The 24,445-nt window shown below is 33.1% G+C and carries 23 protein-coding genes; 6 read left to right on the plus strand and 17 right to left on the minus strand.

Annotated features, from left to right (window positions below):
- The first annotated feature begins 4 nt into the window (after positions 1 to 4).
- Positions 5 to 2,002: a polyphosphate kinase 1 gene (gene ppk1, locus ACJJVI_RS12845; RefSeq protein ID WP_405352260.1), complete on the plus strand. Its 1,998-nt coding sequence runs from the start codon at positions 5 to 7 to the stop codon at positions 2,000 to 2,002.
- Positions 1,999 to 2,625: a Pycsar system effector family protein gene (locus ACJJVI_RS12850; RefSeq protein ID WP_052404961.1), complete on the plus strand. Its 627-nt coding sequence runs from the start codon at positions 1,999 to 2,001 to the stop codon at positions 2,623 to 2,625. Before ppk1 ends, ACJJVI_RS12850 begins: the two co-directional genes overlap by 4 nt.
- A 257-nt stretch (positions 2,626 to 2,882) precedes the next feature.
- On the opposite strand, the gene ACJJVI_RS12855 is transcribed toward ACJJVI_RS12850, so the two are convergent.
- The 12 genes from ACJJVI_RS12855 to ACJJVI_RS12910 form a co-directional block, all read right to left on the minus strand.
- Positions 2,883 to 3,470, minus strand: a complete 588-nt coding sequence (locus ACJJVI_RS12855) for a DUF6642 family protein (RefSeq protein ID WP_405352261.1) — start codon at positions 3,468 to 3,470, stop codon at positions 2,883 to 2,885.
- Between the two features lie 191 nt (positions 3,471 to 3,661).
- Positions 3,662 to 4,621: a phospholipase D family protein gene (locus ACJJVI_RS12860; RefSeq protein WP_405352262.1), complete on the minus strand. Its 960-nt coding sequence runs from the start codon at positions 4,619 to 4,621 to the stop codon at positions 3,662 to 3,664.
- A 48-nt stretch (positions 4,622 to 4,669) separates the two neighbouring features.
- Entirely contained in the window at positions 4,670 to 5,509 is an 840-nt protein-coding gene (locus ACJJVI_RS12865; RefSeq protein WP_405352263.1) for a GIY-YIG nuclease family protein, read from the minus strand.
- Positions 5,510 to 5,518: 9 nt separating this feature from the next.
- Complete coding sequence (locus tag ACJJVI_RS12870) at positions 5,519 to 6,535, minus strand: HNH endonuclease (protein WP_405352264.1); 1,017 nt, start codon at positions 6,533 to 6,535, stop codon at positions 5,519 to 5,521.
- A gap of 3 nt (positions 6,536 to 6,538) precedes the next feature.
- A complete protein-coding gene (locus ACJJVI_RS12875) occupies positions 6,539 to 8,584 on the minus strand; it encodes a hypothetical protein (protein ID WP_405352265.1) in 2,046 nt (681 codons plus the stop codon).
- A 12-nt stretch (positions 8,585 to 8,596) separates the two neighbouring features.
- The gene (locus ACJJVI_RS12880) at positions 8,597 to 9,961 is read right to left on the minus strand and encodes a restriction endonuclease subunit S (RefSeq protein ID WP_405352266.1); all 1,365 of its coding nucleotides are present in this window, start codon (positions 9,959 to 9,961) and stop codon (positions 8,597 to 8,599) included.
- Positions 9,962 to 11,392 (minus strand): N-6 DNA methylase, encoded by a 1,431-nt coding sequence (locus ACJJVI_RS12885; RefSeq protein WP_405352267.1) that lies wholly within the window; start codon positions 11,390 to 11,392, stop codon positions 9,962 to 9,964. It lies immediately after the preceding gene.
- A 4-nt stretch (positions 11,393 to 11,396) separates the two neighbouring features.
- Positions 11,397 to 12,155 carry an abortive infection system antitoxin AbiGi family protein gene (locus tag ACJJVI_RS12890; protein WP_405352268.1) on the minus strand — a complete coding sequence of 253 codons (759 nt, stop codon included), beginning with the start codon at positions 12,153 to 12,155 and terminating at the stop codon, positions 11,397 to 11,399.
- A 4-nt stretch (positions 12,156 to 12,159) separates the two neighbouring features.
- Complete coding sequence (hsdR, locus tag ACJJVI_RS12895) at positions 12,160 to 14,538, minus strand: EcoAI/FtnUII family type I restriction enzme subunit R (RefSeq protein ID WP_405352269.1); 2,379 nt, start codon at positions 14,536 to 14,538, stop codon at positions 12,160 to 12,162.
- Between the two features lie 243 nt (positions 14,539 to 14,781).
- Positions 14,782 to 15,078: a hypothetical protein gene (locus ACJJVI_RS12900; RefSeq protein ID WP_036581011.1), complete on the minus strand. Its 297-nt coding sequence runs from the start codon at positions 15,076 to 15,078 to the stop codon at positions 14,782 to 14,784.
- A gap of 98 nt (positions 15,079 to 15,176) precedes the next feature.
- Positions 15,177 to 15,350, minus strand: coding sequence for a hypothetical protein (locus ACJJVI_RS12905; protein WP_397298700.1), 174 nt, complete (start codon positions 15,348 to 15,350; stop codon positions 15,177 to 15,179).
- Between the two features lie 171 nt (positions 15,351 to 15,521).
- On the minus strand, positions 15,522 to 15,881 hold the full coding sequence (locus ACJJVI_RS12910; protein ID WP_405352270.1) for a hypothetical protein: 360 nt from the start codon (positions 15,879 to 15,881) through the stop codon (positions 15,522 to 15,524).
- 77 nt (positions 15,882 to 15,958) lie between these two features.
- On the opposite strand from ACJJVI_RS12910, the gene ACJJVI_RS12915 reads away from it, so the two are divergent.
- On the plus strand, positions 15,959 to 16,114 hold the full coding sequence (locus ACJJVI_RS12915; protein WP_405352271.1) for a hypothetical protein: 156 nt from the start codon (positions 15,959 to 15,961) through the stop codon (positions 16,112 to 16,114).
- 50 nt (positions 16,115 to 16,164) lie between these two features.
- Here ACJJVI_RS12915 and ACJJVI_RS12920 read toward each other — a convergent pair whose 3' ends face one another.
- From ACJJVI_RS12920 to ACJJVI_RS12930, 3 genes are read right to left on the minus strand one after another with little or no spacing between them, the layout of a single operon-like run.
- A complete protein-coding gene (locus tag ACJJVI_RS12920) occupies positions 16,165 to 16,554 on the minus strand; it encodes a YchJ family protein (protein ID WP_036581015.1) in 390 nt (129 codons plus the stop codon).
- Positions 16,555 to 16,614: 60 nt separating this feature from the next.
- A complete protein-coding gene (locus ACJJVI_RS12925) occupies positions 16,615 to 17,043 on the minus strand; it encodes a hypothetical protein (RefSeq protein ID WP_036581017.1) in 429 nt (142 codons plus the stop codon).
- A 42-nt stretch (positions 17,044 to 17,085) separates the two neighbouring features.
- Complete coding sequence (locus ACJJVI_RS12930) at positions 17,086 to 18,444, minus strand: hypothetical protein (RefSeq protein ID WP_405352272.1); 1,359 nt, start codon at positions 18,442 to 18,444, stop codon at positions 17,086 to 17,088.
- 146 nt (positions 18,445 to 18,590) lie between these two features.
- Here ACJJVI_RS12930 and ACJJVI_RS12935 point away from each other — a divergent pair, with 146 nt between their 5' ends.
- From ACJJVI_RS12935 to ACJJVI_RS12945, 3 genes are all read left to right on the plus strand, one after another.
- Complete coding sequence (locus ACJJVI_RS12935) at positions 18,591 to 20,180, plus strand: protein adenylyltransferase SelO (protein ID WP_405352273.1); 1,590 nt, start codon at positions 18,591 to 18,593, stop codon at positions 20,178 to 20,180.
- A 251-nt stretch (positions 20,181 to 20,431) separates the two neighbouring features.
- Positions 20,432 to 21,190: a hypothetical protein gene (locus ACJJVI_RS12940; RefSeq protein ID WP_348021561.1), complete on the plus strand. Its 759-nt coding sequence runs from the start codon at positions 20,432 to 20,434 to the stop codon at positions 21,188 to 21,190.
- A 122-nt stretch (positions 21,191 to 21,312) separates the two neighbouring features.
- Complete coding sequence (locus ACJJVI_RS12945) at positions 21,313 to 22,716, plus strand: exonuclease domain-containing protein (RefSeq protein WP_348021562.1); 1,404 nt, start codon at positions 21,313 to 21,315, stop codon at positions 22,714 to 22,716.
- A 72-nt stretch (positions 22,717 to 22,788) separates the two neighbouring features.
- Here ACJJVI_RS12945 and ACJJVI_RS12950 read toward each other — a convergent pair whose 3' ends face one another.
- Together ACJJVI_RS12950 and ACJJVI_RS12955 are read right to left on the minus strand one after the other, a co-directional pair.
- Positions 22,789 to 23,277: a hypothetical protein gene (locus tag ACJJVI_RS12950; RefSeq protein WP_042296664.1), complete on the minus strand. Its 489-nt coding sequence runs from the start codon at positions 23,275 to 23,277 to the stop codon at positions 22,789 to 22,791.
- Between the two features lie 276 nt (positions 23,278 to 23,553).
- Entirely contained in the window at positions 23,554 to 24,366 is an 813-nt protein-coding gene (locus ACJJVI_RS12955; RefSeq protein ID WP_405352274.1) for a hypothetical protein, read from the minus strand.
- Positions 24,367 to 24,445: the final 79 nt, after the last annotated feature.

Here is a 24,445-nt window from a genome sequence, read left to right on the forward strand (position 1 = left end):
ACCTATGGCCTTAATCACAAAAAAAGAATACAATAGAGATTTATCATGGTTACGTTTCAATCATCGTGTTCTTCAAGAAGCTGCAGATGATAGAAATCCACTAGTGGAAAGATTAAAATTTCTGGCCATATTTTCATCAAACTTAGATGAATTCTTTAAAGTACGCGTTTCTGAAATCAGGAAAATAAAAGAACTTGATAAACCTTTAAGAAAAAAGCTTATTACTAAACCTAATAGACTTTTGGCAAAAATTAAAACACAAGTTGATCTGCAACAAAAAGAATTTGGTAAAATATTTTATACAATACTATTACCTGCTTTAGAAAAAGAAGATATTTTCTTTAAAAATATTCATGAGTTAAATGATGAAGATCTCGCTTTCGCGAAAGCGTATTATAAAAAAGTCAAACACCTTTTTGAGCCGATGACAGATAAAGCTCAAACATTTATAGAAAATGAAGCATTATATCTGGTAGGTCACTTAAAAGATGATGCTTTAATTTGGGTTAAAATAAGTGGTAATACTTCCAGATTTTTAGAAATCCCAACTAGTGATAAATCATCTTGCATCATTTTTATAGATGATATCCTTAAGCTTCATTTAAAAGAAGAATTTCAAACAGATTTTTATTCTATTAAAATCTCTCGGGATGCAGAGTTATATATTGATAATGAATATTCGGGAGATTTACTCGAGAAAATAAAAGAAGCACTTCCTAATAGAATCACCGGTCAGGTAACTAGAACTTTAATTGATGAAATGATGCCTCATAAACTACTTAAGGCAGTAGAAAAGGAGTTAGACATTAATGCGACCGATATTATTAAAGGAGGAGCTTACCATAACTTTAAAGACTTTTTTGGCTTTCCTAAATTAGGAAATAAGAACCTATATTTCAAACATTTACCACCTGTAAAAAACAAGGTATTAAAATCTGTCGAGAATATTTTTAAAGCAATTGATGAAAAAGATCAATTACTATGCTTCCCTTATGACTCTTATGATAGTGTTTTAAATTTTATAGAAACTGCTGCTGTAGATCCCTTTGTTACCAGTATTAAAATCACCTTGTATAGAGTCTCTAATGATTCAACAGTAGCCCAAGCACTCGTCAAAGCCGCTCAAAATGGAAAAGATGTTTTCGTTTTTATAGAGACAAAAGCTCGTTTTGATGAAGCAAATAATATTAAGTGGGGAAAACGATTAGAAGAAAATGGTGCTGACGTAAAATATAGTTATCCTGGAATAAAGGTACATTCTAAAATACTATACATTGAACGTAATGAGAATGACAATCCCACCTGTTATGCCTTTATAGGCACCGGTAATTTTAATGAAAAAACAGCCACCATATATACTGATTTCAGTTTAATAACATCAAATAGTAAAATCACATCAGAAATTCTACAGGTTTTTCAGGTTTTAGAGCGCAAGCTCTTTTTACCTAAAACAAAACAATTATTAATATCTCCATTTTCAACGCGATCAACTTTTGAAAAGCTCATAAAAAATGAAATTAAACTATCTAAAAAAGGAGAAGATGCATACATCACATTAAAAATGAATAGCCTGCAAGATCAAGATATGATAAGACTGCTTTACAAGGCAAATAATGCTGGTGTAAAGATTAGACTACTCATAAGAGGAATATGTTGTCTAGTTCCAGGAATAAATGGTCAAAGCGAACATATAAAAGTTACAAGTATAGTCGATAGGTTTCTAGAACATGGTAGAATATACATCTTTGGAAACGGAGGAAAAGAAAAAATGTATATAGGCTCTGCAGACTGGATGACTCGTAACTTAGATCATAGAATTGAGGTTATTACACCTATCTTAGATAAGGACATTGCATTCAAATTAAGAAATATTTTAAATCTACAATTGAATGATCATATAAAGGGAAGATTAATTGATGCAAAACAAGAAAATAAATACTTAAACACTAATTCAGACAGTGAACTGAGTTCACAATACCTAATATATAAAAGTTTATTATGAGCGAAAAACAAATCAAAAAAGAAGAAGACAAATACCTAATGGAAGAGCTCAATGTAGATAAAGAAGGGCTTAAGCAATTAAAAAAGAAACTTGCAAAACTAGAACCACGTTCTGAGCGAGGCGTTGAGACCTTGTTTAGATTACTATCTAAAAATCAATATACATTGAATAAAATGATAGATACAAAATCTAATATTTTGTTATCTATTAATGCTTTGATTATTTCGTTGATTTTAGGAACCGTAATGAGTCAATTAGATACAGATCCTCATTTGATTTTCCCTGTTGTAATGATGATGATCACAAATCTAATATCCATTACCTATGCCATATTTGCAACACGTCCAGAATTAATTCATGGTAAAAAAGAAACTCGCAATTTAATGTTCTATGGTAATTTTCAAGATATGGAAGAAGATGAATATGTTGAAAATATAACCACTTTAATGAATGAAGGTGATGAGTTATATAAAATCATAGCAAAAGACACTTACTATCTAGGTAAAACTATGGATAGAAAGTTCAAGCTTTTAAGAAAGTCGTTCAATGTATTTTTAATTGGGATCATAAGCTCTGTACTCGCTTTTCTATTGTGCCATATCATGTTTGGTGAAATCTTTTAACGCCTCACAAAAAGGTGAGCACATTAAGAACAATCAAAGATTTAATTCTTCCAAAATTGTAAATTGAAAACTATGCTTCCATAGCAGTAAGATCCCTCAATATATATTGAAAACACCTGAATTCTATTAGACCATATCAAGAAGTAAAAACTGATGGGATAATTAATATGTTTTTATCCCTAAGATTCCTCTTTTATACAATTAATGGATATCGCTTTCGCGAAAGCGTCTTCAAAAAAACTAAGGATCACAACAAACTAATAATACAACCTAAAGTCCAGCAGTTGACACAGTTTATACTGCTTATAAAACAAGCGCTCCACGACCTCTTTTAAATCATCATTCTCATAGAACAAACTGAAAAACAAACGATCTAGCGTAAACGCACTGGTCATATGAGCTGATGAAACTCCGTAACCAGAAATGGCTCTGGCACCAGTGACATCAAGAAAATACTGTGATTCCTCATCAGTAAGGTCTAGTAGTTTTTTGTTTGCAAAATGTATGACTTTACCATCCATTTTACCTTCAAAAAGCTCTGCGATTTCCTCGATACTGTAGTAGTAACCGTTGATTAATATATTGTTAGCCTCACCAGGTAAGACCAGATAAATCATTTCATAATCTTTAAAATGATGATCATCATATAGTAAATGATTGATACTATCTTCTAGATCTTCAATGGTATCACAGGCTTTATAGATACTAGTAATATGTTGCTGCAGTGCCATATCTTCTAATATGGTAAGCACCTCAGTAGTATCAGTAGAAGCCGCATCGGGAACGACCTCTAGACAGTAAATAAAATTCTCAATCTCGGTTATGGGGATTTCCAGTTCGCTCATAGACGCCTCGCAATTCAATTTTAAAATGCAATATTAACCTTGAAAATTGAGAATCAGACACTTCAAAATCCTAAAATGTCGAGGTGATTATTGCTAATTTCATCGAGCAATAAAAACAGATAGAGATACTATAACAAAATCTTAAACATTTATTTTAGTTTTATGATATTGAATATTAGCACCACACGTCTTTAGATAATCTTACCAATAATTATTTCTTTATTTTCATAATTCGAATTTAATATTGGTTTTCTCATGGAAGTTTTCTTGCCACTTCTCTCTCCTGTTTGATGACAATAGGACTCATTAAAGTCAAAGTTTGCATATTCTACCCAAACCTTGTAAGCATCATATGACATTGGTCTCTTAGGGTTATAATCGATTTCCACACCTGTTCTAATGCAGTAACCTACCTTTTGTTGATTTTCGGTGTTGTGTTTCGTGCCCCACATTTTGGGTTTTCCAGTATTAGCATCACGTTTTTTTAAATCCTCTTCTTGTTTTTTTTCAGATCTTGACTTTAAAGATTCTACCAAATCATTTTCAAAAATCCTTTCTACATTAATAGTATGATAAATGACTTGTTCATATGATCTGGAATTGATTGATGTTAATTTTGTTTTGTCTAAAAGGATTTCAGAAGATATCGCTTTCTTAATTAAACCGAATACTGCTTTCTTATAAATAGGCCTTCTTATATAAATACAGTGCGCACCTTCTAATATTTCATAGTGCGTCTCTTTCAAATCTCTGTATAGATTATCTGTTAAACTACCTTGTTTAAAATAAACTCCAAACTCAACATTATTCTCTGCAGAATAATCATAAAGATTCATTGATGTAATCACACCTTCAGATTCGTTTCTATATGCTTTGGCATGTAATTTAGGTTCATAAATAATAGATATATTTTTAAATTCTTTAAAAAAATCTAAATCATTTCTATTAAAGCTATTTCTAATATTGCTTTCGTTTTTACCAAAAAGAATATGAATATAAATTTCTCGATTCTTTTTCAATATTTCAAGACGTTCTTTAAAGTGATCATCTAATTTTATATAGGGTGATGTAATAAACAAAAATTTCTTTGTGTTGATTATTACATCATCAATTGCATCATTTAATTCGTCTCCTGTTAAAAATGTACTCATATTATTAATTAATTGTCTCTATAATAGAGGTCATCAAAATATTTTTTTTTATTTTCTCTTTAGTTCGTCTAGAGTTTTGCCGTGCTTATCCTTCCACTCTTTCCAACCGTTAGCACGTCTGGCTAGAACCGTGGCAGCAGCAGCAGATACAGAATCAAAAATATAGTCCTCTTGAAAAACCAATATTTCATTTTCCTCTTTTAATACGCCATCCTTTAGCAATTGATAACGTCTATTGGTTACCCATGGACCGGCTGTAGGTGTTTCTTTTAAATTACACTTACCACCTTTATAGACTAACATACCATCATCATTATATTCACCTTCTGCGTAAGCACTTTTACCTTTACAATGAAAAATTTCTTTTGTGGTGGCTGCTTTACGTTTCTCTTCAAAAACTGGATAACCTAATGTTGCAATTAGAATTTTGGCGGTATCAAAATTATCTAATAGGTCATATTCCCTACTTTCCGAAATACTGGGCTTCGTAGAACCTGTATCGTTATCTATTTCATAACGGTTGATTTCCTTTGCTTTATTTAAACAATAATGCTCCAAGTATTTACCATCTGTCTTGGTGTATTCATCAGTTTTAGTAGAGACAATAATGCAGTGTGTCCAAAAGTCTTTATTGCGATTGTGTGATTGGATTCTTTTATAACAATTCTCTCCTTCACCTATATAAACTTTAGACCTAGTGCCATCTTCACTTATTCCAAACAAAAAATAAACACCTGTAAAGTGGACTAAGTCACGCTTTGCTACTTCTTGCATCTTATTTCTAGGAAATAAAATAGCCTTTACTAATCTATTAGTCAACTCTGCTTCTCTTATGCTGGTAGGTGAGCCGTCTGGTAAGAATATTTGTATGGTTTGTGGTCTAGTCATAACTCTCTCTTAAAGATTTGTTTTAGAACTTTCTATCGCTTTTTTTGCCTCTTTTTGTATATCCTGCATTAATTTAGCAAGTGGTCTTTTATTTATTTCAGACTCTAGACTATAATTCCCCAATAAAAAACGTTCCATTTCTTCTTTTGAAAATTGATTCTGAAAATTATCTAAAAGCAATTCTTTAAATTCATCTGTATAAATATATTGTTTAGCGTATACTTCGTAAACAACATCAGAATGCTCGTTGAAAACCTCAGATAAGTTAAAAACATTATCGTGCTTCTCCACTAGTCCAGAATAACCGTTTTTTGCAGCAAGTCGCACTTTCATTTTTGTCAAGTCTTTACTTCCATCTAAAATCATGTCGAATATGGAATCTCCATCAGTCGTAAAATCAAACTTGTTAGATAAAGAATCAAAATAAGGGTGAATATAGTCTTTGAAGTCAAATTTCTTATCGCTTTTTGCAGTATTGCATACCGCACAACATGGAATCAGGTTATAAAAATTTAAGCTTAAATATGGATATTCACTTTTTGAATAAAAATGATCAAAATGTAAATTTGCTTTTTTAGATTTTTTAATAGTAAGTATATAATTATTATTACAATACGGACAAGTTTTTATACCTAAATCCATAGCCAAAGTATACATTAAACGCAATCCTCGAAGTCTGGAATATCCAAATAATTCTAAATAATCTTTATACTTTTTATTTTCAAAAAGAGAATTAAACTCTTGGTAATCATTAATTATATCTTGAAATTTATCTAATGATGAAGTAAGCAATTTTTTAAACTCTTTTCTCGCTGTTACTTTTTCTAAAAAACGAATTTTGAGTATGGTTTCATCAGTTTGAGGAACTATCGCTCTAATTTCCAATAATTTCTCTTCTAGTTTTGTTAAAGGTGAAACATATGTTCTGTTTTTTTCTAAAACTCGATCATAATGCTCCTTAGCGAGATCTAACAAAGAAGATGACTTATGTGTTTTACTACTAAACCCTTTTTCTATTTTAATCATGAGTTATTGTCTGTTTAAAGCTTCTTTTTTAGCTTCTTTTAACTCTAATTCTAATCTTTCTATACGCTCTTGATTTGATTCATAATCTTCTGTTGAATCTTTAAAAAGTTCTATTAATTTATGTCTTAGTAAAGGCTCACCAATAATATTAATCGTTTTCCTAATCTCCTCAATTCTTAGTCTATCAAAAGAATAATTAGTATTCAGTCTAGCAATTTTAATTTCTTTTAATTCAGAAATAATCTCTTTTACTTTATTTACTGAAAACTTCCCCATAAACCCGTTATCCATAAAAAAACTTTTTGCAAGTAAATCATGTATGTTTGAGCAAAAAGTATCATCTAGTGTTTGTACTTGTTTTGAATACAACTTATCATTTTCATCATGTTTATGTTCTAAGAACATTATATTTTCGCTTGGGATATCTGATAAAATAAAAGGTGAATGGGTAACAAAACAAAAGTTTAGCTCTTTAATTTTATTAAATTTTAGTGCCTTTACACTATCTATTACATTTGCTATATACCTACGCTGTAATTCTGGATGAAAATAAAGTTCTATTTCATCAAATAGCACATTAATTCTTTTATACTTATATCCATGAAAAACAGAATCAAGATTTATCAAATGATAAAGAAGAGAACTAACAGAATTAATCATCTGTTTTTCCCCTGAACTTAAAGTATTAAAATCAATTTGATCTTGCTTTTTGTTTCTAGTCGCTTGAGTTGGTTTTAAAATTATTTTTGTTTTAAAAATTGGAGGAGGCAATAACTCTATCCTATTTTCTTCTTTCAATTTATTTAAAGGGTTATCAATGACATCTGATATACGTTTAGACAAATCACTTACTCTATAAATTCTTCTTGAAAAATCAATATGGTTATATTTTAGAAAGTTTAAAGTTTGTTTTATTTTAAAAACAATGTGACTCGTATCTTCTATTAATAGTTTTTTAATAAAAACAGATAGCATTTTAGGATAAAAATCTTTAGCTTTTCTATTAAAATATTGTTGGTATTCAGGATACGTAATGGCTATATTATTTACCTTGTAATACAAATAATCTAAACTTTGTTTAATAAAAGGATCTAGGTTATTGAAATCATATTCTTTTTCTTCTGGTAAAGGAAAATACTTAAGTAAGTTAAAATTGTGATACTTATTTAAAAACTTAAAAACTTCAGTTTTTGATACCTTTAAATCAATTAATTTAATTTCTATAATTTCATTCTTTTTTAAATCTATTTTACCTTTATTCTTTTCCCTTTTTCTTTCTATTTCAATTTTATAAAGAATCTTAGTATTTTTATTCTTGTTGTGTGTTTTTAGATTAATATGTGAAACTTCTAATGAATCTGTAAGCTTCCTAAAATCAATGTTTTTACCATCATCTCGTCTAAGCAAATTGGTTATAAGTCTTGCTTGAACTAAATCATTTTCTGTATTAATATTAAAATTTCCATCCGTTCGCATTGGGTTTATAACAATAGGTATTTGATAACCGTCATTTTTATGAAAAAGTCCATTTAACCAATAACCCATTTCTTTAGAATTTAAAGCGTATTGGGAATAGTTGATTGCAACTGTATAGAAAAATTTATTGAAATCGAATTTAGAATTAGAATTACTTCTTGGTTTTAAATTCTTGTTATAACCAAAAACTTTAACATCTGAGTCAACAACTTCAATTTTATAAAATTGATCAGTCTTAAAAAATAAAGTAACATTTAATCCTTCTATATTATCTAAATGTTTTTGAAACTTATCATGAGTTCTTGAAAGATTATTTACTATCATAAAGAAAAGCTCCATAACAGTACTCTTTCCTGTCCCATTTTTGCCTGCTATTGCAGAAATATTTATTTTAAGATTATCTGTGCTGTATAGGTCTATATATTTTTCTGGAAACTCAAGAATTTTATCTGTGGTTGGTTCTATTTGGTATTCTTGGGAAAAATGATAAACAACATCATGCCTAAGCACTTTAGAATATTTTTTTGTACAACCTTTATTGGCTCTAATTCCTATTAACTTAAATCCACTCATACCCTAACAGTTTTAACTTCTACCCTCAAAAACCTCCTTCAAAACACTTTGCATCATCATCTCGCTATGTTGCTGGCTTTGTTGTACTTCTTGCTCTAGCGCATCACATAAACCCATTAAAGAGTTGACTTTCTCTACAATGGCTTTTTGTTCTTCTAGTGGTGCAAGTGGAAAACAAATACCTTTAATATTAGCTTGAGATATATTAACTTGACTTGAAGCCATTCCAATCATTTTATCCAACAATAATTTTCGAATAGAATCACTATTTAATGCTAAAACAATAAAATCTGGAAACAATAAATCGTTCAAATATTTAAGGCGTATTGTTTTATCTGAAAGAATTAAATTAAAATTAAGCTTATCAACTTTACAACTAATACCTGTTCGATTGATAGGTCCAGCCCTAGTTATTAAAATGTCTCCAACCTCAACTACTTGTTTTGGATTGATTTCATAATTCACTGGAAGCACTTTATTTGCTATTTCAACAAATCTATTTTGCTGTACAGCTGTTGTAGTCAAAACTCCCCATTCCTTTTCAATAACAGGCCTTTTTTCACAATTAGGACTTTTCCCGGAATCAGAATATAATAATATATTACCCAACCTACACCAAACCCAACCTTTAGGTAATTCATAAGGAATATCTTCTTTTGTAATTGGTGGTAAGGCTTTTTCTTTTTTTATTTTTTTATCTGCAATGAGTTGTGCTTTCTCTTCTTGGATGCGTTTTAAGAGATTACTTGCGTGATGAGATCCTTCGACAAGCTCAGGATGACTGGAGCGCCAGTCTGCTGTTAATTTTCCTTGTACTGCTTCCTGTAAAATAGATTGCCTTAGATTGGAAATTTTATTATTCTGAAATTCAATTTGTAAATTAAGTGCTTTTTGACCTTTTTTAAAATTTAAAATTTTAGCTAATAATTCCTTTTGTTCATCAGCTTCAGGTAAAAGAACTTTTTGATTGAAGAATTTGCTTTTTTGCAACCTGATTCTTTGCGTTGTACCGTCACTACCTTTTCTACAAATTTCATCAAACCAAGACATCGTTGTCAATTCTAAAAAAAGTTGATTTAAAATAATGTCTTCATCGATATCAAAATACCAAAAATCATTTGTAACAATTGCTCCTTCAAGTTCATTTGGCACTATTCCAAAAGCACCATTTCTTGCATCAATACCTGAAAGAATAAAATCTCCTTCTTTAACTTGGAACATTTTTGACTTAATGTCAGAACCTTTTTTACTTCCTCTTAAAACGACACCTTTATGATTCATTTTTATTGTAACCAACTTGTAGTCTTGGTTTGGTTCCAAATCAATTGGTCGCTTTATTCTTTTAAGAAAATCACCTATTAAATATTCTTTAGCCATTTATTTCAAAAGTGTTTCTAATTCCGTAATAATTTGATTTGAAATTTTAAAAGACTTCCTCAAATTCTCTATAGTTTCAGTAGATGTATAAATAACTTCTTCTGTTTTGGATACAGGATTCTTGATATCTAAATTATAGTTCCTTTTTTTTATTTCATCAATAGAAACTTTCCAAGCGTTTTTAGAGAATTTTTCATCTTCACGATTGTTCCACCAAAATTTTTCTAACTCAAACTCTTTAATATCAATCGGTTTAGTTTTATTATAGCTTTTTACGCCATCAGGATAAGGATGTTCAAAATACCAAACGTCTTTGGTGGGTGTACCTTTTTCAAAAAACAACAAGTTAGTTTTAATACTGGTGTATGGGTTAAAAACGCCATTAGGTAAACGCACAATGGTATGTAGATTACATTTATCGAGTAGCTCTTCTTTAAGACGTGTTTTCATTCCTTCACCAAACAAGGTGCCGTCTGGTAATACAATGGCGCAACGCCCTTTATCTTTTAAGAGCTTAATGATGAGGGCAAGAAATAAATCTGCCGTTTCCTTAGTTCTAAACTTTTTTGGGAAGTTGGTTTCTGTACCATCTTCTTCTACTCCACCAAAAGGAGGATTAGAAAGTATGATGTCGAGCTTGTCTTTTGCGCCCCAATCTGCATAGGGTTTACTGAGTAAGTTATCCCTACGAACTACTGGCAAGTCAAAACCGTGTAGCATTAAATTTGTCGTACAGAGCAAATGCGGTAGTGGTTTCTTTTCTATACCACGTATGGATTGTTGTAATACGTCTCTATCTTTTGGTGTTTTTACTTGGCTACGTACAGCATCAATAGTACAAGTTAAGAAGCCTCCAGTACCACAAGCTGGATCTAAAACGCTTTCTCCTAACTTTGGGTCTATCATATCTACCATAAACTGCGTCACGGCTCTAGGCGTGTAATACTCACCAGAAGAACCAGCAGATTGTAGGTCTTTTAATATAGTCTCGTAAATATCATTAAATAGATGACGCTCTGTAGTGCTATTAAAATCAATCTCATTGATAACATTTATTACCTGACGGAAGAGCGTTCCATTTTTCATAAAGTTATACGTATCGTCAAATACAGCACGTATAATTTTTGCTTGTGGGCTTATGGTAATGTCTAAGTCTTTTAAAGTAGAAAACAGCTCGTTTTCTATAAACTCCATAAGGGCATCACCTGTAAGGCCTTCATCGTCTGCCGCCCAGTTTTGCCATTTTAGATTTTCAGGAATAGGCGATTGATAATCATCTATGGTGATTTCCCATTCTTCTTCTTTATCGGCAAAAATCTTCATAAAAAGCATCCACACCATTTGCGAGATGCGTTGTGCATCTCCATCTACTCCTGTGTCTTTACGCATGATATCGCGTATGCCTTTTATGTTTGTGGTTATGTTGCTCATAAATTTAAAAGTCATTTATTATTTGCTCAAGCGTAATTATTCGGCTTGTTAATCTTTTTTTTGTATCAGAGTCAAATATTTCCTTTGCTACATTTAGATGTTCAATCAAATCCAATATATCATCGTCTTTTTCAACAATTAAATATTTAATATCATCAGGTTGAAAAGAGAGGTTCAAATGTCTTATTCTGTTATTATAACTTTGTTTTTTTGCTCTCGTATCAATTCTAGAAATAGGAACAAACGGCTCTACATTTTCTGTTTCAAAAGCAGGGACATAGCGCCATTCTCTTTCATCTGCAAAGCGATAATTAGGTGTCGTACCATTTTCTCGAATTAAATCACCTTCATAGTTTTTCATGTAACGATATGTATTCATCAAATTATGATAACCTCGATTTCTATAGGTCATTTCATTTGATTTGTGACCAAGAGTTGCATAAACGCTTCGCAATCCATCATTGAAACGATCTGCTACGTCACAATGCTGATTTACATACATTACAGGATTTAAAGACATCCTGTTTGCCCAGTCCTTAGTCAGTCCAATCCCAAAATTTCCGTAATCTTTTTCAATAAAATATTTTAAATCAGCCATTTTAATATCACAAAATGAGACCATTGGAACAGCAAATTCTCTTGTAGAATTGGGCGCGTAAATTTTCTCTCTTGCATAAGAAACTCTAAATGTCGATTTTAAAATTGCATAAAGAGCTTCTTTACTTGTAAAATGAAATAATGACGTTGGATATAAACTAGACATAATTTTAAGCTCCTATATTATAAATTTCATTTTCTAAATCTTTTATAGCTTGGTCAAAGTCTTTCTTTTTTCCAAAAGCTCTCACCAACTCTACCGCCGAGCCTATCTGGTTAAGTGGTTGTACTTTAAGAATAGAGCCTTGTTCTATAGACACAATTCCTTCTTGCTCGTACTTATCTAATAAACTATTTAACACCTTTTGTGCGGTCTCGCTGTATTTTGTGAAGTAATTGCGCTTGCGCACATTGTTAGCCCGTTCTTGTCTTGTCAAAGCAGGTTGATCAAATGCGATGTGGCAAATTAAATCAAAATCATCTAAGTCTTGTCCTACTTCTGCTCGCAACGCTTCCAATAATACACCATGCTCAGCCAATTCCTTAATTAATTCCTCTTTCTTTTCAGAAGCTGTCCAACGCTGGATAAAATCATCTAGTGAGGAGAACTCTTCGGTTATATTTTTCTTAGAATAATCTTTTAGAGATTCTGTGATTAGTTTTCCGTCTTTTCCATAATACTGGACACGTTCATTTACTACAGAAACAGGAATATCGTTGATGTAATATTTTTTTACTTCAGATTCAGTATCGTCTATGTCAATATCTGGTGGCATAGGATTAGTTCCCTCAGGTAATTCAACATCGTCAGGATGCTGTGGATCTGGTGTTTCATCTGCATCTTCTGGTGGGACAACAGGTTCTGTAGGTCCAGGTTCATAAATTTGTACTGGATCACCATCAAAATCTGGTCGGGCAAATATATTAGTCGCTTTTCTGAAATCCATGATGGTAAAAAAGACTTTACCTTCTGCTTCTCTTATACGAGTACCACGACCTATAATTTGCTTAAATTCTGTTACCGACTGTATGTTAGATTCCAGGACAATAAACTTTACCATTTTAGTATCTATTCCAGTAGTCAACATTTTTGAGGTGGTAGCGATTACAGGAAATCGTTCTTCAACATCTGTAAAGTTGTCTAACTCTTGTTTTCCTACTTCATCATCACCTGTGATTTTTACACAATAATTCCAGTTTTTGGCAACAAGATCTGCATTTTCATTGATGAGCGCTTGTCTCATTCTATTAGCATGATCTATATCTACACAAAAGACAATGGTTTTTGCATAACGATCGGTTGCTTTAAGGTATTCGGTGATTTTTTTGGCAACTATTTCTGTGCGCTCATCTATAGCGAGTTTCTTGTCATAATCTTTGAGATTGTAAATACGGTCTTCAATTTCGTTCCCATATTTATCAATTAACCCTTTAGTCGGTCGCCAGCCTTCATCAACACTCGTTGTGATTCTAACTACTTTATAAGGAGCAAGAAAACCATCGTCGATTCCTTGCTTTAAAGAATAGGTATAAACCGGTTCACCAAAATATTCCATATTAGAAACATCTTTAGTTTCTTTAGGAGTTGCGGTTAAACCTATTTGAGTAGCTCCTTTGAAATAGTCTAAAACCGCTCTCCAAGCCGAAGCTTCAGAGGCAGAGCCTCTGTGACACTCGTCAATTACAATTAAGTCAAAGAAATCTTTACTGAATTCTTTGTAAGCATTTTTATCTTCATCATTAGAAGTCAAACCTTGATACAATGCAAAATAGATTTGATACGACTTATCAATCTTTCGGTTCTTGATAATGTGCATGATATCATTACCAAATGGTGAGAAATCACCATTTTTAGTTTGCGTGAGTAACGCATTTCTATCGGCTAGAAAAAGGATACGCTTTTTAACACCTGTTTTCCAAAGGCGCCATATAATGTTAAAAGCTGTGTAAGTTTTACCGGTACCGGTTGCCATCACCAAGATAATTCGATCTTGACCTTTGGCAACTGCTTCTAGAATTCTATTAACTGCATTTTGTTGATAATAACGCGGTGACATACCACTGTCATCTACATAGTAATCTTTCTCAACTATTTCTTGCGCTTGTGGAGTATCTAGATTTTGAAACTTTAAATATTTGTTCCATAACGTTTCTGGAGAAGGGAAATCATCTAAAGAGATTTCTTGTTCTAATGAACCATTAGAGTCTGTTTTATCATGAAAAACAAAAGAATCTCCATTTGAAGTAAAAACAAAAGGAATTTGAAGAATCTCAGAATACTCTAAAGCTTGTTGCATTCCATGACCTACAGGCTTCTTATTATCTTTTGCCTCAATAATTGCAATAGGAATGTTTGATTTGTAATAAAGTATATAATCAGCTCGCTTGCTTTTACCACGAGTATGCAAATTACCTTGCACAATAATTCGACCATCCGTAAAAGAAACCTCTTCTCTTACTTGCGTGCGCATATTCCATCCTGCCTTTTGAATTGCTGGATTAATAAATTTAGTGCAAATATCTCTTTCCGATAGATTCTTTTTGTTCATAGCTGGTGGTTGTTACCGCTTTCGCGAAAGCGAAACACTTAAAATTAAAAACCCTAAAACACACTTATCCAATGATGTAGGAAAATCTGCGTTTTAGGGGAATGTGAATATAACAGAATTAAAAATAAATGGGAAATGAAAAGTATAATTATGATAGTAGCATGTACAGGAAAACCGCCACTATTAAACTAATGTTTCCCACAGCAACCACCTATAAATTCATCAAGTTTCTACTGGTAAAAATCAATTCCCAGCAGCTTCTGCTTCTAGTTGTTCTCTTAAAGCTTTAAGGTCTGCCATTTGTTGTTCTCGAGCGGCTTTTTCAACCTGGTAAGCAGAGTCTCTTAATCTGGTTTGTTCTGCGAGTTGGGCATCAATTTCTGCCTGGCGTTGGTTTTGAATCAATTGTTGTGCTTGCTCTTGCGATACCGCATTTACTTCTTGCAATCGCTGGTCGCGATCGTATTTTTTATACAATCGACCTGCAGTTATGATGATGATGATTAAAACGACAATGATAATTCCCCAAGTCTTTTTCATAATAAAACGGTTAGTAGTCAAATATATGGGTATGATTTGAATATCAACATACCCTTTATAGGGAATCTTATTAGGACAGAACACAAAGGTTAAAACCCTTAATCTGGAATGTCTTTCATCAAATACTTGAGAAAGTATTTATAATACACTTTATCCTTATAATTTTTATGACCAGTGGCGCGCTTTTTCTTAATAGCTTCTACAGATAGGTAGATCCTAATAATTAGAAACGCCATGAGAATGAGTAGGCCTATTAAAAAGTATTGATTCATTGTGTTTACCTGATCGGTGTATGATTAAAACGCTTTGAGTAAGGTTATATCAAATACGAAACTAGGCTCAATTTAGTTTTAAACTTAAATAAATATAAGAATATTCTTCACTACTTACCAAATACCAGAAAAGGAGATGAATCACCACATAGAATAGTGATATTGTTTTATTTAGTTCAGTAAGTCATCGGTTTCCTTAATTCTATAGGCTTGTTCTACTCCTAGATAGTCTGGATCACCTAGTTCTTCTGACCAGAATCCGTCTAGAACATCCATGGTCAGACATTTATAAACCACAACACCTTTAAATATCGTGCCGGTATCAGACTTATAATTAAAGTTAATTACCAGAATATGATCTTTATAAAAGCCTACTCCTTGTTGCACCTGATCATCACCTATTTGCCATAATGCAACAATTCTATCATGAGGATCTAGTGATAAGGTAAGGATACCGCGATAGCTGCTTTGGGCACGATCTTGATTATGACCACTAATTTTATAAGTTCCTACCAGATCATTTACGGTCATCGTTTTTTTGTTTGTAAAGGTAAGTGCTATCTTCAAGTATTCTATATCGACTACCTTTGTCGCCTGATGATATCCTCATGGCCAAAGCTGGAAAAGAAAAAAACACTAAAAACAAGAGTAAGCATACTAAGCTTATGAATCGCAAGAAAAATAAATTGCGCCAAGAGAAAGAGGCGCGTGCCCTGCGCTTAAAGGCTATTGTAAAAGCTGTGCAAAATAATAAAGAGGCTTAGTTGTTTCAGTACGCTTTCGCGAAAGCGGAATCCAACAACTCATCTGCCCATTATACCAAAGCGTCTAGATAGACCCAATGTCCATTCTCTTTACAGAATCTAGAATGCTCGTGGATAATTTCTAATCGACCATTCTCCATATAAAATGCTTTAAACGCTACCGTACCGGTAAGATCATCTTTAAGCCCATGACTGGTTTGCAACACTTCTAATTTCACCCATTCTACAGACTGAGTCCATTGTTTCATCTCGCGAGCTTCTTTTTTACTAGGTCTTTTAGAGCTGTGATGACTGCGTTGTAGATAATCGATGTCACCCATGACAAAGGCGCTATAACGCGATCGCATCAATTGTTGTGCTGTGTTCACGTCATTGATGTGATGATGTGCTATGGCACAACAGTTTTTATAGAGTCGCTGGGAATCGCAAGGGCAGTTCAAAGGGTCATTTTTTAATCGCAAAATTAATCACTTATTACCTTATTGGTTTATAAAGGCTACTTATTTCACCCTACTGAAAAGTAATGCGTCTGTGGTAAAATCTGTAGGACGAGCTTCCCGACCAAAACCCAAGGCAATATGTAATTGATCCTTTGATTTCATTTCTAAAATTCCTTTAAGACGTCCTACTTCTGTATCATCACTTTTATCGATTCTTATCAAATCGATAGCTATAGGTGATTGCTTATCATCAATTTGATAAGTCATAGCGAGTTCTTTTCCATCATGAAAATAGGATTTCCCACCCATTTTAGATCCATTAAATTCTAAGATTGCATATCCATCACTGGTGAGTTCTAGAAAACCTATATTGCTTTTATCCTCACCTTTCCAACGACCTACATGAGGACTATCGCCCAGTAATGATGTAAAAGAGGTTAGAAACAGCAATAAAACTGCGGTAATACTTAAGGCTTTTAAAATTTTCATGTCGTGTTATTAATGAGTTGGCTTTCAATAATACGAATTCTTTTAAATTTTAAAGAGATTGGGTAGGAATTGAATTCCTAAAGTAAACTTTCCATCTGTTAACTGATTTTGTGAACTAATCGGTTTAAGATTTACAGATATTCTCATAGAGTCTTTAATCGTCACGCCAGCGGTTATTAATCCAAAATCAAAAACCTTTTCCTCAACACCTAATCGTTCTCTAAAAGCGCTCGCTCCAGTATATGCGCCATAACTGGCTTGCACATAAAAATTAAAGGCACGATCATCACTATTAATAGCCAGTACCATATGGCCAGTGCTGCTTAATACACCAGAACTGGTATCGACATCATCTGAAAAATCATTAAGCTCTAAAGACATTCTACCACGTATATAACCAAAAAACGTAAATCGATGTGAGCTGTAATATAATAATGGAAGCTCTAGTCCTAGATAAGTGTTACCACCACCAGTAATTAAACGTTGTTTGCTTTCTTCGCTTACTTTTACATCTTCCACAATAGGAGTGGTAGGTTCCATTACTGCAACCTCATCATTAGATCCAGTACTTAAAACCGTTCCAAAATTGACTCGCAACGGTCCAAAAAATGTCGCTGCAAATTCAGTATTAACAACTGCCGCGTCGGTATTAAATTGTAGGGCAGATTCATTAACAAAATACAACTCGCCATGATCTCGAGCATATATTTGTTGTACTGGATCTATCTGATTCTCTTTAAAAATATTGTAGTTGATATTTGTAGAATCTCGGGCATCGTGAAACAGTGTTTTTAAAGTATCAGCACTTTTTTGAAACTTCTTCTCTATTATCGTCAGTCTCTCTGCCTCGATAAATTCTTGATTATCCAGTAAGGTGCGCTTCTTCTTTCTGACCGAATCTAATTGTTTTAGCGTTTGATGGTACTTGAATTTTAAAAGAGGAAAGTTACTTTGAGAGGCTGGTAAGGATTCTGCTATCAAATGCGTATTGATAAAATGATCTAGTGTAGCGTTATCATAATCTATAGATTTGATGTTTAAAATATAGCCATCTAGATCTTCTACATTTTCCTTAATCACATTATATAAAGCTATTTGGTCTGCGCTTAAGGTATTACCATTTGCTGTAGCTATTTTATTTTGAAAAGTACTTAGGTCTGTTGTTTGCAAAACATCATAATCTAGACTTGGGTCAATTTTCTCTTTTAAGAATACATCAAAATCTTTTTTATAAATAGAAACTACTTTATTTGCTGCAATGCTATCACCAAATTTTTCAGAACCTTCCTCATTAGAAATTACAGGAGAATCATACTTATCACTAGCTCTAAAACTGGGAAACTGTGCCATCGTTATATTTATTAATAAACCGAAGGCTATACTCATCATCAAACTTTTCATAATTCACCGTTTTTGATTAATGATGAAAATTACATCGCAATTGAATAGTAAAACATTCCCATTATGGGGGATTTTTGAGATTCCTTTATATATGGTTTGGCATATCATTAAATCTAGTTTCCTTACAATTCTGCTACCTTTGTATGATGCACGACATTCATATCAATAACAGCTTTACAGACGCGTTACCACAGGACCCAATAACAGAAAATTACACCAGACAAGTTACTGGTGCTGCTTATTCCCTAGCGCAACCTTTAGTTTTTAAAAACGCACAAGTCATTCATGTATCTAAGCTAGCACAAGAGCTGGGTTTTACAGACGAAGAAGTGCAGTCTCTTGCTTTTAAAAATATAGTAACTGGACAAGAATTCCCTAATGGCGTTGCACCTTATGCGATGGCATATGCCGGACATCAATTTGGCAATTGGGCTGGACAGTTAGGTGATGGACGTGCTATCAATTTATTTGAAATGTTGCAACATGACCAGCGATGGGCATTACAATTAAAAGGTGCTGGTCCTACTCCATATTCTCGTAGTGGCGATGGACTTGCCGTGCTGCGCAGTAGCATACGCGAGCATTTATGTAGCGAGGCAATGCATCATCTGGGCATACCTACCACGCGTTCTTTATCATTGTCTTTAAGTGGTGATCAGGTGTTGCGTGATATGTTGTACGATGGCAATACTGCACATGAAAAAGGCGCTATTGTATGTCGTGTGGCACCTAGTTTTATACGCTTTGGGAATTTTGAATGGGCGGCAGCGCAAGGCAATCCAGAGTATTTAAAGCAGCTTACAGATTATACCATTAAAACATTTTACAGTCATATTACCACGACCGGTAAAGAGGCTTACTTACAATTCTTTAAAGAAGTTACCGCTCGCACACTCGATACCATCATTCACTGGCAACGTGTCGGATTTGTACATGGTGTTATGAATACCGATAATATGTCTATTCTAGGACTTACCATAGATTATGGACCTTATGGCTGGCTAGAGCCTTATGATCATGGATGGACACCTAACACGACAGACCGACAAAACAAGAGATACCGCTATGGTGCGCAGCCAGAGATAGGTTTATGGAACCTATTACAACTGGCAAATGCTTTGTATGAATTAATTAATGATGGTCCTGCATTAGAGGAGATTTTAAATAATTATAAAGCAAATTATCAGTCTCAATATCTCAGGATGATGCAAAGTAAATTGGGTCTTCAAACATCGCAAGAAAATGATCAAGAGCTTATCGCTACTTTAGAACATCATCTACAGTTACACGAGACCGACATGACCTTGTTCTTCAGAGAATTATCTTTAGTTGAACCACAAATGGATGCCGATAAAGCTTTTGTAACTATTTCAATGGCTTTCTATGATCTTGAGAACATCAGCGAGCCTCATCAATGGAGCTGGCTAGAATGGTTAGAACGTTACTTGAAACGATTACAGCTAGAACAGGACACGTTGGGTATGGATGGTATCGCTTTCGCGAAAGCGAAACAACAACAAATGAATGCTATAAACCCAAAATACGTACTTAGAAATTACATCGCACAACTGGTTATCGATGATGCCGACAAAGGAGATTATACTTTATTAAACGATGTCTACAAAATGTTGCAGCGACCGTATGACGAGCAACCAGAATTTGACAAATGGTATGATCTGCGACCTGATTGGGCTCGCAACAAAGTAGGTTGTAGCATGTTGAGCTGTAGTAGTTAAGAATGAAAAGGATTTGGTATAATCGCAATCCATACAACACGATTTTTTGAATCAACAACAAAATTGACGATCTAGAATATCGCCCATGAATGCTATTTTGATAGTGCAAGAATTCTACTCACAGATCGTTATGAAAGAAAATACCTCATATCTCTAAAAGTTTTCTTTTAATCGAATAATCTAGTAATCAGTGAGCTATTATGTTTAAGTAGAGTATTATTGAAAGACTCTAGTACTTAAACCCAACCTTCATGAATTCTTTTTGCTTCATTATTATTTTGTTTCTATCCTGTATTGCACAAGCACAGGTAGGTGTCGGAACAGTAAATCCTCAAAATGATTTACATGTTGCAGGCGGTTTACGTATCGATGATGCACCTAGTGGTACAAGTACAGATGCTCAAAACCGATTGCTGGCGAGAGATTCCAACGGCGATGTAGTGAATGTAACCATTGATCAGGCAGTAGAAAATGTGGGAATTCCTCAACTGGCGTTTAATGCAAAATTTGGTTCTGGTGGTAATGTGTTTTTTAGTGATTGTGTCCCATGTGCTACAGGACAGGAAAGAAGATTTCATTTAGAACTACCACAAATTAATATCAATAATACATCTCTAGTAGAATTAGAAGACCCAACAGGAACAACAGTTTTAGGAGATGAATATTTTGAGATTAAAAAAGCTGGTTTTTATAGATTTGAAGTCAATTCTACTGTTGCTATTTCAGGATCAAGTACTTTTTTTATCAATCTTTATCTTAATAATTTGAAACTTTCAGGTACTACTGAGACGGATAGTTTTAGAATATTTGGTGGTATCCCTAGAGGCTCTGTAGATTCTCCTGTTAGCGTTCCTTTTTATGCCACAGACATACGCTATTATGATGTAGGAGATCAAGTGAGCCTAGGTTTAAAAGCTGCAGTTGTAGAAGGTGCTGGTAGTAGAGAATTATTTAGCATACTACCTATAGATGCTACCTATATCGCTCAAATAACGATTACTAAGTATTAAATTCTTGAGCAAGGATAATTCTCGTAGTTCGTTCTGATTTTTAGCTATATGTTAAAAATTCAATTGAAGTTATATTAATTGGAATTATTCCATAATTTTGGAACATTTCCAAATAATAGCATTTGAATCATCTTGAAAATTTATATTGTGTCGTTGACATAGAGACTACTGGTAACCGTATGAGCGGTAATCGTATGACCGAAATTTGCATAGTTCGTATGCGAGGCGATACCATACTGGATAAATACAGCTCTTTAATTGACCCAGAAGTTTTAATCCCAGATTACATTACGACTTTAACAGGTATAGATAATGCTATGGTGGCCAGTGCACCAGTATTTGCAGATGTTGCCGAAGAGATCTTGAATTTTACCAAGGATTGCATTTTTGTAGCACATAATGTCAACTTTGACTACAACGTATTGCGCAACGAGTTTAAAAGACTGCATCATGACTTTAAACGTAAAAAATTATGTACGGTAAGATTATCTAGAGAATTAATACCAGGAATGAGGTCGTATAGTCTGGGAAAATTATGTGATGCAATAGGCATTCCATTAATCAATAGACATCGCGCCGAAGGTGATACCGATGCAACAGTCATCCTTTTTAAAAAATTACTCGCAATAGATGATGATGGTGTGACATTTGACAAATTTATTAAAGGTACTTTTAAAGAAGGAACTTTTCCTCCACATCTGGAACGTTCACAATTTGATGAATTACCTGAAGCCGCTGGTGTATATATCTTTAAAGATAAAGGACATAAAATCATTTACATAGGAAAAGCTATTAATATACGTAAACGTGTATTATCTCATTTCTATTCTAAAACGTCTAAGTCTTACCTGATGTGTCAAGAGATTTTTCATATTGATCATATCGTGACAGGTAATGAGCTGGTTGCTTTATTGCAAGAATCTGATTTGATTAAAAAGCACTATCCACGTTTTAATGTGGTTCAAAAAAAGCCTAAACCAGCTTACCAAATATTGCATTATAAAAATCAGCTAGGGATTATTCAATTTGCAGTAGGATTAGTTAAGTCCTATGATTATTCTGTAGTGACACATTATAACCGCGCTCATGCCGTAGAGCAACTAGAACAGCTTTGTGCAGATTATAATCTGTGTCCTCGATATTGTAGCTTTAAAACCAAAGAGGATTGTACATCACATTATAAATTAAAGAATTGTAAAGGCGTGTGTAAAAAAGAAGAGCTTGTTTCTTTATACAATTTGCGTGCACAACAGGCGATAGAATCTTTACATAATCAGAATCCTAATTACATCATTAAACAGCCTGGTAGAACCCATGAAGAATCCTGTTTTATTCTCGTAAAAGATGGTGAATATCAAGGCTATGGTTATGTAGATCGTTATGCAACGATCAACTCTTTATCAGACTGTGAAGATTTTATAGACCGCAAGGTTGCAAACTTTCATACCAATCAAATTATCAGAGCTTACCTTAAAAAATATGGTGAGCAAAATGTGATTCATGAAGAGATTGCTGCTGAATTGTAAATGGATATATTGACAATAATCTTTTTAATAAGAAAGTTGCCAAAAACATGGCAACTTTCTTAATTAAAAAATTTAATTACAATTATATACGTAAGTTGAAGCAGATCCTAGATTGTATGATGAAGTATCTACACCTAAAGCATTAACTGCAACAACTTCCACAGAAGCTTGACCACGATTCAACCCACTAAATGGAAATCCAGCTGTAAGCCCTGCGTCTTGATTAAAAACTGAAGTATTGAATCGAGTATTAGCTGGTATCATACCTTTTATAAGAGCCTGATTACCATTGGTTGATGTTATCAAAACTTCAACAAATAATTGAGGGTTTTCACTTGGGATATTTGAAAAAGCTGTTCTACGAAGAGTAAGTTCATATTCAGTTGCTTGAGGTCCGGTAGGACAGGCAATACCATAATTCACAGCTCTTACATAAGGAATAATTGTATTTCCCTCAATAGGATCAATATCAATTGAACCATCTCTTAATTCGAATTTCTCTAGGCTAGATTCTTCTGTCTGATTAACAATATCCTCTGTATCACATGAAATTACAGTCATTGTAATACAGATTAAAAATAAAGTTTTTAGAAAGTTTTTCATAATAAATAATTTTAAATCACCTACTCATTCGCTTTTCGGTTACCGCGATAAACAAAGATCTCTTGCTTATGATGTAAACTTATTATGAATACTTGATTTAAATTTTAGAGATGTATGAGGATAGCAGTTCAATTCATCAACTACCTATTCTGATAAAAGTAATGTGAAATAATAAATATAAAAAAAAGCTTATCGGATAGTCACCGATAAGCTTTATTATAAGGTATGTTTTTATTATTCAAATAAGGAACCTCCGTCACCTAAAACAGGTCTTTCAAGAAATTTAGTAATATCAAAATTTATATAAGGGTAATTTGATACGGATGTAATTGTTGGTCTAGAAACAATAATAAACTTATCCTGATAAACATCACCTATTGATAGAACACAGAGTTCAGAAAAAACATGTGTAACACAAGCCATGTTATTTTCTGTATTCGGTTGTGAATATACATAACGTCCATAATTATAGTCGCCATGATTATTCGTTACAGGCAAAAGAGGATGCCCGACAGTATAGGATTCTCCTATAAAAACGTCAGCATTTGGAACATATAATTGAATAGGGTTACTTATAATCCGTGACACATGTTTATTAACATCAATTGACCAAGTTACACTATTAGTACTTGGTATGTTATCATCCGCAGGTGGTATTAACGGTGGCCAAGGAGCACTTTCATCAGGATTACAAGAAACATACTGAAAAATTGAATTTTCAGCATAATATCTATACAAGTTAGAGAAAACATTATCTGTTGTAAAATCAATTAAATCCTCTAAATCTACAGTACCTGTTGCTGTATCTAAATTATTAAAAAAGTGGGATCTAAAGTCACTACGATCCCGCAAAATTTCACCAACTATAAAGGCATTCCAATTCAACATTTCTTTATGCACATCTCGATCTGTAATTGGTGGATAAGAATACAACGGATCGATTACACCAACTTTACTTTCTATATTAATGTTGTCGTGGTTAACAACTTCATCTCTTGAACAGCCAAGTACCATCGCTGACATGATGATAAGAATAATTTTTTTCATAATTTATTGTTTTATTTTTCGTAATATATAAAGATGGTTTTGATCTAACTTAATAAGTTCATTAACAACGCATATAGAT

The sequence above is a fragment of the Nonlabens sp. Asnod3-H03 genome, assembly GCF_045063665.1.
GTDB lineage: Bacteria > Bacteroidota > Bacteroidia > Flavobacteriales > Flavobacteriaceae > Nonlabens > Nonlabens ulvanivorans.

Excerpts from the sequence above, each read along its gene's own strand:
- ppk1 (WP_405352260.1), top strand. The coding sequence starts at position 5 with ATGGCCTTAATCACAAAAAAAGAATACAATAGAGATTTATCATGGTTA.
- ACJJVI_RS12850 (WP_052404961.1), top strand. The coding sequence starts at position 1,999 with ATGAGCGAAAAACAAATCAAAAAAGAAGAAGACAAATACCTAATGGAA.
- ACJJVI_RS12855 (WP_405352261.1), bottom strand. The coding sequence starts at position 3,470 with ATGAGCGAACTGGAAATCCCCATAACCGAGATTGAGAATTTTATTTAC.
- ACJJVI_RS12860 (WP_405352262.1), bottom strand. The coding sequence starts at position 4,621 with ATGAGTACATTTTTAACAGGAGACGAATTAAATGATGCAATTGATGAT.
- ACJJVI_RS12865 (WP_405352263.1), bottom strand. The coding sequence starts at position 5,509 with ATGACTAGACCACAAACCATACAAATATTCTTACCAGACGGCTCACCT.
- ACJJVI_RS12870 (WP_405352264.1), bottom strand. The coding sequence starts at position 6,535 with ATGATTAAAATAGAAAAAGGGTTTAGTAGTAAAACACATAAGTCATCT.
- ACJJVI_RS12875 (WP_405352265.1), bottom strand. The coding sequence starts at position 8,584 with ATGAGTGGATTTAAGTTAATAGGAATTAGAGCCAATAAAGGTTGTACA.
- ACJJVI_RS12880 (WP_405352266.1), bottom strand. The coding sequence starts at position 9,961 with ATGGCTAAAGAATATTTAATAGGTGATTTTCTTAAAAGAATAAAGCGA.
- ACJJVI_RS12885 (WP_405352267.1), bottom strand. The coding sequence starts at position 11,392 with ATGAGCAACATAACCACAAACATAAAAGGCATACGCGATATCATGCGT.
- ACJJVI_RS12890 (WP_405352268.1), bottom strand. The coding sequence starts at position 12,155 with ATGTCTAGTTTATATCCAACGTCATTATTTCATTTTACAAGTAAAGAA.
- hsdR (WP_405352269.1), bottom strand. The coding sequence starts at position 14,538 with ATGAACAAAAAGAATCTATCGGAAAGAGATATTTGCACTAAATTTATT.
- ACJJVI_RS12900 (WP_036581011.1), bottom strand. The coding sequence starts at position 15,078 with ATGAAAAAGACTTGGGGAATTATCATTGTCGTTTTAATCATCATCATC.
- ACJJVI_RS12905 (WP_397298700.1), bottom strand. The coding sequence starts at position 15,350 with ATGAATCAATACTTTTTAATAGGCCTACTCATTCTCATGGCGTTTCTA.
- ACJJVI_RS12910 (WP_405352270.1), bottom strand. The coding sequence starts at position 15,881 with ATGACCGTAAATGATCTGGTAGGAACTTATAAAATTAGTGGTCATAAT.
- ACJJVI_RS12915 (WP_405352271.1), top strand. The coding sequence starts at position 15,959 with ATGGCCAAAGCTGGAAAAGAAAAAAACACTAAAAACAAGAGTAAGCAT.
- ACJJVI_RS12925 (WP_036581017.1), bottom strand. The coding sequence starts at position 17,043 with ATGAAAATTTTAAAAGCCTTAAGTATTACCGCAGTTTTATTGCTGTTT.
- ACJJVI_RS12930 (WP_405352272.1), bottom strand. The coding sequence starts at position 18,444 with ATGAAAAGTTTGATGATGAGTATAGCCTTCGGTTTATTAATAAATATA.
- ACJJVI_RS12935 (WP_405352273.1), top strand. The coding sequence starts at position 18,591 with ATGCACGACATTCATATCAATAACAGCTTTACAGACGCGTTACCACAG.
- ACJJVI_RS12940 (WP_348021561.1), top strand. The coding sequence starts at position 20,432 with ATGAATTCTTTTTGCTTCATTATTATTTTGTTTCTATCCTGTATTGCA.
- ACJJVI_RS12950 (WP_042296664.1), bottom strand. The coding sequence starts at position 23,277 with ATGACTGTAATTTCATGTGATACAGAGGATATTGTTAATCAGACAGAA.
- ACJJVI_RS12955 (WP_405352274.1), bottom strand. The coding sequence starts at position 24,366 with ATGAAAAAAATTATTCTTATCATCATGTCAGCGATGGTACTTGGCTGT.